This window comes from Bacillus sp. FJAT-29937, from assembly GCF_001509555.1.
GTDB lineage: Bacteria > Bacillota > Bacilli > Bacillales > Cytobacillaceae > Cytobacillus.
Genome location: NZ_LMAS01000006.1, coordinates 414,898 through 423,786, shown reverse-complemented (window position 1 = coordinate 423,786; position 8,889 = coordinate 414,898). Strand labels below are relative to the sequence as shown.

Here is an 8,889-nt window from a genome sequence, read left to right as displayed (position 1 = left end):
AGACGTTCTACCCCGACTACCGTCATCATAAGGCCATATAAAAAAAGGTCAACCAGAAAAATCTGGCTAACCTTATATTACGAACGTTTGATTAAACAGTCCCAATCCCTTGGCCTGTATGGCTTTAAGGGGACTTTATAAACGTTTGATTAACATGTATGTTCGTATTTTTATAACAATTTATAGCAATTGACTAATTTTGATACTTATTATGATACAAACATAGCGAGTACCTGTCATGTAAGTACAAGAGAGTATTAATTAAACGTTTTGATTGATATTTATGTTCGTATTGGTCTTGCAGTAGAACCAAATATGATGTCGCTAAAAAGCTCGCTCATCCGGGATGGACCTTTATGTATGGTTACAGGAAAGTCCGCTTCGTGAAGCTCTTCGAAATAGAGCTCCTGCAGTTTTTTATCAAGAATTCCATAGTAATAGGCAAGGGGCTTGATGACTTTGGCAGCTGTTTTCATTTTTCGAATGAGCTGTTTCATGGATTGAATGGCGATGGATAGCACTCTCTCCCTGTCGTTTACCCGGTTATGGCGATAAGCAGCAATGCTCGTCATTCTCCAGAATTCCTCAATGCTTTTGGCATCAGGAAAAAAGTACTTAACGACTTGAACAAAGTCATTAGGCACACGGTCACTTGTATAGGTGTGATCAAGGCACGTATCGTCCACGTTACGTTTTTTAGTGTTTTTAATAGTAGTTTTAGAAAGATTGCTAGTTTTAATAGGGGGGTCCAATTTTTCCTTCTTAGGTGGTTCACTGTTGGGAAAACGATTGAACACATACAGGTTGCTGGACTGTGAACCGTTCTTCCTCTCCGTTTCATGGACGGTCATGATGCCAAGGTTTGTCGCTTTTGCAATCATTCTTTTGAAGGTCGAGCGGGAAATGCCGTTGCCGTTGAACTCCTTGTGGATCGCCTTAAGTATCGTCCCGATTTTCGCATTACACACCCCCGGCACTTTCGCCGCAAAGCGAATAAGCCGCTTCAATCCGACCAGCTCCCCCTTCGAAAGCTTGTCCTTATGAACCGACATCCACATTTCAATATGCGTATTAAATTCTTCAAGGTTGTTAAATTGTGAAAATAACTGGAACTGTTTGATATTGCCTGATTTTAAATTCATTTACATGCACCACCCTTTACTTGTTACATATGGGATTGAGGTGGGAAAGGACAGGGTGGGTAAAAAGTGGAAAGATGGACCACCCGAAAAGTGCTTTAGCGGAATTTAGCTGATGTTTTCTCGATTTGGGTGCTGTCTTGAGGGAATTGGCTGACAAACAGGTCGAATTGGCCGACAACCGACTGGAATTGGCTGACAAACTAGTCGATTTGGCTGACAAACTACTAAATCTGGCTGACAAACTTTCAAACTTCTATGGAATAGTGAATTTTCACCTCTCTAAATAAACTTTTTGAGGCCTAAATAAGATCAAATATACAAAATAGCTAAATTAAAGTACCTTTATCGGTGAGTAAATGGACATTTGGCGGATAAAAGAACTCGGTTGGCAATTGAATGGAAGGAATATACCAAGAATTAGTCGAATTTTATTAATGAAAATGTTCTTTACCTAATGAGGAGTGAATGATGTGGAAGAAAGGATTATTAAAGTAAACGAGTTTGTTGGTCCATCGTATACAAATGGCCATTTTGGATTTCGATATAATCAAGAGCTGGTCCCTTTCTCAATTGGTGACCACCATGGTTCACCTTATCATCTGAATATGGGTTTGATTGAGGCGCTATCTAGTGATTTTCCGGAGTATATTACCAGGTTTAATCCAAAAAGAGAAAAAGTAAGTGAGTGGGGACCACAAACGGAAATTGGTTTATGTAAGCTCATGTTGGATGGAAAAATGAAATGGATAAGAAAAAACAAAGATGGAGAAGAAATTCTTGTTCATTTTATTTGGGATGGTCCCATCTGGCAGCCAAAAAATCGGCCGACAAAGCGGAAATAAAAGAAATACGTGCTCGATAAAACTAAAAACCACTCCCCATTTACTAACAATAGAGAGTGGAGTTCCTTAGTATTGATCCTTGATGTTCGTTCGTTTTCTGATCTCTTTCTCAAGCTTGTCTGCAAGAATCCCTTTTTGGAGTCGTCCAAAAACGGTTCTAACCGGGAGATTATAACCAAGTTTCGATGCTTCACTAGCAGAAATGGCATCTTTCTCCGAAACGATGACTTCCCAGGTAACGTCTAAATGGTATTCATTGGGTAACTGGGAGTTATCCTTACCTAGAAATATGTTTGAACCTTTTTTAACTGCCCCTGTTTTTACTTTTCCAACTGCTCTAATGCCTTGACCATTTACGTAGGCTAAGACAACATCTCCTGCACTGCTGCCCTCTAGGTTTTTAGGGCCTGTTGGATATCCATAAATAGCTGCCACATTGTTTTTAAACATTTTTTCAAAGGCGCCAGGGCTGTGCGTTTCATTTGTATTAAATATCATATGGCCCATCCAACTATGTTCTTTATCTGTTTGATAACGGTCTATACTATCTTTAATCCCGTTAATATCTATAAATTTAGGGATGTTATTTTTATCAACATAGATATTATATGGAACAAATTCAATGGGCACTTGATATTTTCTAAGCCAGTTGACGATGTTCTTTAAATTATCATCTGAATCATGGGCTACAATATAGATCCGCTGCTGTTTCCCAATAGAATCCTTATCGATATCATCGTTATCACTAAATTTCACAAATGATGAGTATAGGTCTTCTTTTAAAATAGAACATTGTGATGCAATTTTATTTAAATGCTCGTAAGTGATGTCACTTAGTTTTGCCGCATATTCTAATAACTGGCCAATTGTCCCTCTGTCTGACCAATCCCTTTTTATTTCAATAATGATTAGATTTCCGCGTGCATCAAGTGCCAGGACATCCGCCATACTTAGTCCAGAAATGGATTGTCCAAATATAAGAATTTCTTCATTAGGAAATAAAATTTCTGGATGCTGCGCCACCCAGTTCTCGATGTTTTTCTCTTTTAAACCTGCTTCTGAAGGAGACTTACTGCTGAAACTTTCTCCAATCGTATAAATGCTTCCATCCTGCTTAATATTGAATATCATGGTTTTCTCCCTTTAATTTTCTCTTTAGCTAAACCGATCAGGCTGTACGGACATCCATTTCATTTTTAATCTTAGAATATGAAAAATCCCCCATTCCACACTCCATGTCAATATGACTTTTAATTTCCATTATACTTTCAACTGTTTCAAAGTCTTTATCGTAAATGGAAACTACTAATCTTCTTGCTAGACGCCGTTCATAAATACGTGTGTAGTTGGCAAAAGCGGAAATTAAATATTTCGCTACTTCCTCATGCGTCAATGGGCCGCCTGATGACTTCGTGCCAATTAGAGGAATCACTAATGTATAATCCGTATAATGATTGGACATTTCTTCAAATAGCTTTTCAAAAGAGAAAATTAAATCCCTTCTTGTCGAAGCAAATTTGCCTTGTGTATTCAAATTACTTGGTTCGCACATCGCTAACAAGCCTACCTCATAATGATTATCTTTACTAGGTTTTAATGTACATAATGTTCCATATGGATACATAGGTAAGTTATTGTGATCATGCTCGATGATTAAATGATTTAATTGATTATGTATGGTGCTGTCCAATTGTTGATGTTCTTCTTCAGACAGTGTAGAAATATAATTATTGATTAAACTTGTGGAATTAATATAATCTTTATCAATGCAGAAACGATTGTTAATACCCATAATGACAGCAACACTTTCTTCACCCTTGAATCTATCAACCACTTCCCAAAAAGAACCGACTTCATATCCAATGGATACTTTTTTTCCTGATAAATCTTGTGAATAGCTCTTTTTGAAACGGTTATAGTTACGCAGCATTCCAATACTAGTGATGACATAATAGACTAATAACCCCAGACCACATGAAAAAATTAAAAATTTAATAATTAAAACAATCATCTCATTTTCGATATTTTTACTTAGGGTGTATGCAAAACTAAGAATACTCCATTGGCCTAGCATTTGAAATATTCGTTTACCAATTGATACATAAATTCTATTTTCTTTTTGCACCTTGCATGGCTCCTTTTAAATTTTGATATGTAACCATCTTTCTGTTGCATGATCAATTTCAACGGTTTGTTTATCGTTCAAACTAGGATATTTGAAAAATAAAATCTTCGTATTTGATGCTGATTTTTGTGCATAAGGTGTCTCTTTATTGACAATATAGAAATCTCCCTCATGCAATTCAATCACTTCACCCGTCAACAGATTCTTAATTTCCGAATACCCTTGTAGGATCATTTGATATTCTGTTACCTCTCCGTGAATATGAGGTTGATCAGCTGTAAATAGCTTATAATGGGATATCCCAACTTCTACATTGTCATCATGGAAGTGCTGTAACATTTGTGGAACTTTTAAATTTCCAACTAAATATTGCCGCTCATTTTGGGCTAAAACACTATCTAATGTTTCTTTGCTTATTTTTTTTATACTCATAAAAACCTCCGTTTAAAGTTACTTCTAATGACTAAAGTCTCGGTTCTTCTTACTCTTTAACCAAAATAATCCTCTACTTGGACTAACTATACCAAAAATATCTCGAAAGATTATGGTAATATATTACTAGATATATGGAAAATTTTCTATATTTCTTTGGGAAATGCTTACATATAAATGGGACGGATATTAATTTTCGATGTCCGGAAAAGTTTATGGCCAGCTAAAAGGAAATAAGTACCGCGGGGAGGAAAGTCTGCACTGGGAAACCAAGGTTCCCTGTTATGACTGGGGATCCACTATTTCGCAAAATAACCTTATTTCATAGGCTTATCGGACTGAGGTTCCGCTAGTAGGGGTTAACAGGGTGAATTTTGTATGATTTTCATCGATTAGAGGAACTGGTGTCCGTAACATTTGAAAATAGGGGGATTTTCAGTGAATAGCGGAATGTGAGTCCGGTGAAATATTGAGAGGACGGTGGTTCGGTTATATTTGGGTGCTATCAGAGTAATTTCAATCTTTGGACAAGATTATATCTAAGATTTAGTATCTTCCCAGCCTAAAAAGTCTAATCAAACGTTTGATTGAACAGCCCCAATCCCTTGGCATGTATGGCTTTGCTGGGATTTAATTAAACGTTTGATTGAACAGCCCCAATCCCTTGGCATGTATGGCTTTGCTGGGATTTAATTAAACGTTTGATTAGCACAGTTTAGAAATAAAAGATGCTTTTCACTGCTAACCTTTTTAGTAAGGAAGGATGCCTCTTCTTCGATCAGAAAGAAGCATAAATTTGTTCAAATTCCTCACATAATAGATTAGTAGATTAAAAGGATAAGCATTGAAAGGTAAAAATGAGAGGTGAAAAAAATGGATACAAATAGAGAAATTATAGAAGAAAAAGACGAAAAAATTGCACAACTAGAAAGACAATTATTAGAATTAATGGAACCACAACAGCAAAGTGCTGCAACTATTGCGATTGATCATAACTCAAGAACTTTATCTCCACCAAAAGGAATATATAAGTCTTTCTTAAAAATTGGTGGATTGAAGATTATTTTGGCCATGGTCATCCTTGTTTTTTTAGTCGTAATCACTTTAGTAGGTATTCGGCTATTTACGGGCAGTAACTCCAAACAAGAGTCTGTCGTGTTTATTGAACACGTTCAAGAGCTAGCCACGTTGGCAACAGCTGAAGCGCATATGAAAGCGGTTATACACGAAAAGGATAATAAGATTTTCTCGAAGGACATCGCTATTAATCTACCAGGAACAGAGCGAGAACTTCTAATAGTTGTACCTGCGACGGTTATTGCTGGTGTTGATTTGAAGGGGATTACTTCTAAGGACATGGTTATTAATGAAGAAACAAAAGAAATAGATATTACCCTTCCACATGCAGAGCTCATCCAGAACCCGTCAGTACAGATGGATAAAATACTAGCCATTGACAAGGGTGGGCTTTTCCGTAGTGATGTTAAATGGGATGAGGGGTTTGACCTGGCCGCTAAGGCACAAGAGCAAATTCGTCAAGAAGCAAACTCTGTTGGTTTACTAGCAACTGCAGAGAAAAATGCAGAAAAAGTGCTAAAGGAATTTTTTAAGAATATTGGTTATACGGTAAATGTCACGTTTAACTAATAGGACGGCCTGCCCATGCTGCTTGGGACAGGCCTGTTCTGTAATTTACTGGGGGATTGCAATACTTACAGCTGGAATCAGTAAAAAATAATGACAAATTTACCACAACTAGTATAATAGTACCTAATAATAGCAAAATTATAGGCAAACTTATGGAAACATAAGGACGCAAAGCTACGAGTCTAAAACTCTCAGAGTAAAGATAGTCGGGTTGCATTAATATTTTTATTTTTCTATAAAAATAAAATGTATTTTGTGCTACCTGCAAATTGCGGTAGCTTTTTATTTTGCTGAAAATACAACATTGGGGGAAGAAAAAACATGGAGGGGAATTTTTAGCAGTATTGGATTGTTGGTTTGAAGTCCAATATTTGGATACACCCTTAAGAGTGATGTGACCCTCGCTATTTTTTCGCATTTATCTAAACGTAAGGCCTTATTCAAACAACTCATAAAACGTAGATGTAGTATTAGTGCGATTGATCCTTTAGTCAGAGAAAGGTAACTGTGTTACTCGGCAAAAAAAACATCCTTAAATATGTATGATGCGAATCGTGTTTGGAATTATTTTAATAGTAATGATATTCCAGAGCAATTTACTTCTAACGGAAGACAGGTGAAAGCCTTATACAGTTCGGCTAATGGAGCAGTTTCCATGTTGGTAGAAAATAAAATAATTCATCAAAGGATAAGAGAACTTTTTTTAGCTTTATGATATTCATACAGTAGATTTAAATTGTTATTGTTGCAGATTAGGACGAAAATGTGCAGCAAATCAACCGATATAACTTTGTATTTTAATAGACAACGGGGGTTATAAATATAATGAAAAAAGTATTAATTCCGGCCATAATGGTTGCTTCTTTGCTGTTATCAGCAGGATCAGCATCAGCAGCTTCTCAAAAGGTGATGTGGGGGAAAACTGAATTAAAGCAAGGACAAATTGGAAAAGTTACCATTCTAGGAACCATAGAATTAGTAAAAATAAATACAGATGGATCTTTATCTGTAATTCGTAATTTGAATAAAGGTGAAGAATACCGGGTGTATAGCTTTAAAAACGAACATGGAGGCTTATATGGAGTGGGTGGAGGTAGCTTTGTTCAAAAAAACCCATCAGAAGTAAAATATGAGACACCTTCTAAAAGTAAGCTAGCTGAATTAGAGAAAGAATCTACAACATTCGATAAGGTTAAAGTTATTAATGCATTGGCATCTAATGGCTTTTATAAATACAATGAACATTTAGTATCACTCAATCCATTTGATCCTGGCGGTTCAGGATATACAGGTGTATTGTTGGGAACAAAAGATCCAAAGAATATGGTACTTGAAATTCTTGCTTGGGAAGATAAAAACATTCCTGAATCAAATATCATTCCAGGTAAAGTCAAATTTGTCCTAGATCAAATGATTCCATCGGGTTCTTCGCAAATTTATGGCATCGTTAGCCAAACAGCGGTAACAGGATATCATAAGGACTTAAACGAGACATTTACTTTTAATGGACTAAAAACAAAAGTAACATTCGATGATGGAAAAATAACAGGAAGACCAATTCTTAGTGTTGTTTTCTCTATAGAATGAACAAATTTAAGGTCAATTCTCCTATTCGGAAGTCGCCTTTTTTTGGACAAGTCTATTGTTCTAAGTGAAATGCAGCAAATCAACATTTTTTTAAAAAAGGCTAATCAACCAATATAACTTTTGCATTTTAATAGACATTGGGGGTTATAAATAAAATGAAAAAATTATTAATTCCGGCCATAATGGTTGCTTCTCTGCTGTTATCAGCAGGATCAGCATCAGCAGCTACTCAAAAGGTGATGTGGGGAAAAACTGAATTAAAGCAAGGGCAAATTGGAAAAATCACCATTCTAGGAACCGCGGATTTAGTAAAAATAAATACAGATGGATCATTATCTGTCATTCGTAATTTGAATAAAGGTGAAGAATACCGAGTATATAGTTATAAGAACGATCATGGAGGCCTATATGGAGTAGGTGGGGGTAGTTTTGTTCAAAAAAACCCATCAGAAGTAAAATATGAAACACCTTCTAAAAATAAGCTGGCTGAATTAGAGAAAGAATATACAACATTTAATAAGGATATAGTAGTCAATCATCTGGTATCTAATGGATTCTATAAGTTTAGCAACGATCTCTTAACAATGAATATCTTCGATCCAGGTGGAGCAGGTTATGAGTTTGTATCTTTAGATTTAGCAATACCTACTAATATGGAACTTGAAATTCTTGTCTGGGAAGATCCAATCATTCCTGAATCAAATATCATTCCTGGTAAAGTCAAATTTGTCTTAGACCAAATGATTCCATCAGGTTCTTCGCAAATTTATGGCATCGTTAGCCAAACTGCGTTAACAGGATATCATAAGGATTTAAACAAGACATTTACTTATAATGGACTAAAAACAAAAGTAACATTCGATGATGGAAAAATAACAGGAAGACCAATTCTTCGTGTTGTTTTCTCTATAGAATGAACAAATTTAAGGTCGATTCTCCAATTCAGAAGTCTCCTTTTTTGCACAAGTCTATTGTTCTAGGTGTAATGCAGCAAATCAACAATTTTTAAACCAAGGCTAAATCAACCGATATAAACTTATGTATTTTAATAGACATTGGGGGTTATAAATAAAATGAAAAAATTATTAATTCCGGCCATAATGGTTGCTTCTTT

Annotated in this window: 8 protein-coding genes and 1 riboswitch; of the genes, 4 read left to right on the top strand and 4 right to left on the bottom strand. The window is 35.9% G+C overall.

All coding sequences use genetic code 11. The features are described 5' to 3' along the window. Positions 1–281 precede the first annotated feature (281 nt). A complete protein-coding gene (locus AR328_RS15555) occupies positions 282–1,142 on the bottom strand; it encodes a hypothetical protein (RefSeq protein ID WP_231734890.1) in 861 nt (286 codons plus the stop codon). 470 nt (positions 1,143–1,612) lie between these two features. Between AR328_RS15555 and AR328_RS15550 the strand changes: the two genes are divergently transcribed. Beyond that, positions 1,613–1,984, top strand: a complete 372-nt coding sequence (locus AR328_RS15550) for a hypothetical protein (protein ID WP_066297267.1) — start codon at positions 1,613–1,615, stop codon at positions 1,982–1,984. Between the two features lie 66 nt (positions 1,985–2,050). On the opposite strand, the gene AR328_RS15545 is transcribed toward AR328_RS15550, so the two are convergent. From AR328_RS15545 to AR328_RS15535, 3 genes are read right to left on the bottom strand one after another with little or no spacing between them, the layout of a single operon-like run. Further along, positions 2,051–3,115 (bottom strand): hypothetical protein, encoded by a 1,065-nt coding sequence (locus tag AR328_RS15545; RefSeq protein ID WP_066297264.1) that lies wholly within the window; start codon positions 3,113–3,115, stop codon positions 2,051–2,053. A gap of 37 nt (positions 3,116–3,152) precedes the next feature. Then, the gene (locus AR328_RS15540) at positions 3,153–4,109 is read right to left on the bottom strand and encodes a macro domain-containing protein (RefSeq protein ID WP_066297262.1); all 957 of its coding nucleotides are present in this window, start codon (positions 4,107–4,109) and stop codon (positions 3,153–3,155) included. A gap of 15 nt (positions 4,110–4,124) precedes the next feature. After that, a complete protein-coding gene (locus tag AR328_RS15535; protein ID WP_066297260.1) occupies positions 4,125–4,541 on the bottom strand; it encodes a hypothetical protein in 417 nt (138 codons plus the stop codon). Between the two features lie 873 nt (positions 4,542–5,414). Here AR328_RS15535 and AR328_RS15530 point away from each other — a divergent pair. The 3 genes from AR328_RS15530 (at position 5,415) to AR328_RS15520 (ending at position 8,692) form a co-directional block, all read left to right on the top strand. Next, complete coding sequence (locus AR328_RS15530; RefSeq protein WP_231734887.1) at positions 5,415–6,188, top strand: DUF4230 domain-containing protein; 774 nt, start codon at positions 5,415–5,417, stop codon at positions 6,186–6,188. Positions 6,189–6,321: 133 nt separating this feature from the next. Next, positions 6,322–6,407: riboswitch (cyclic di-GMP riboswitch) on the top strand. A gap of 606 nt (positions 6,408–7,013) precedes the next feature. Then, a complete protein-coding gene (locus tag AR328_RS15525) occupies positions 7,014–7,775 on the top strand; it encodes a hypothetical protein (protein WP_066297258.1) in 762 nt (253 codons plus the stop codon). Positions 7,776–7,930: 155 nt separating this feature from the next. Continuing rightward, positions 7,931–8,692, top strand: coding sequence for a hypothetical protein (locus AR328_RS15520; protein WP_066297252.1), 762 nt, complete (start codon positions 7,931–7,933; stop codon positions 8,690–8,692). Positions 8,693–8,889 lie beyond the last annotated feature (197 nt).

What these genes read in the sequence shown, in the direction of transcription:
- AR328_RS15555 (WP_231734890.1), bottom strand. Translation starts at nt 1,142, where the DNA reads ATGAATTTAAAATCAGGCAATATCAAACAGTTCCAGTTATTTTCACAA.
- AR328_RS15545 (WP_066297264.1), bottom strand. Translation starts at nt 3,115, where the DNA reads ATGATATTCAATATTAAGCAGGATGGAAGCATTTATACGATTGGAGAA.
- AR328_RS15535 (WP_066297260.1), bottom strand. Translation starts at nt 4,541, where the DNA reads ATGAGTATAAAAAAAATAAGCAAAGAAACATTAGATAGTGTTTTAGCC.
- AR328_RS15530 (WP_231734887.1), top strand. Translation starts at nt 5,415, where the DNA reads ATGGATACAAATAGAGAAATTATAGAAGAAAAAGACGAAAAAATTGCA.
- AR328_RS15525 (WP_066297258.1), top strand. Translation starts at nt 7,014, where the DNA reads ATGAAAAAAGTATTAATTCCGGCCATAATGGTTGCTTCTTTGCTGTTA.
- AR328_RS15520 (WP_066297252.1), top strand. Translation starts at nt 7,931, where the DNA reads ATGAAAAAATTATTAATTCCGGCCATAATGGTTGCTTCTCTGCTGTTA.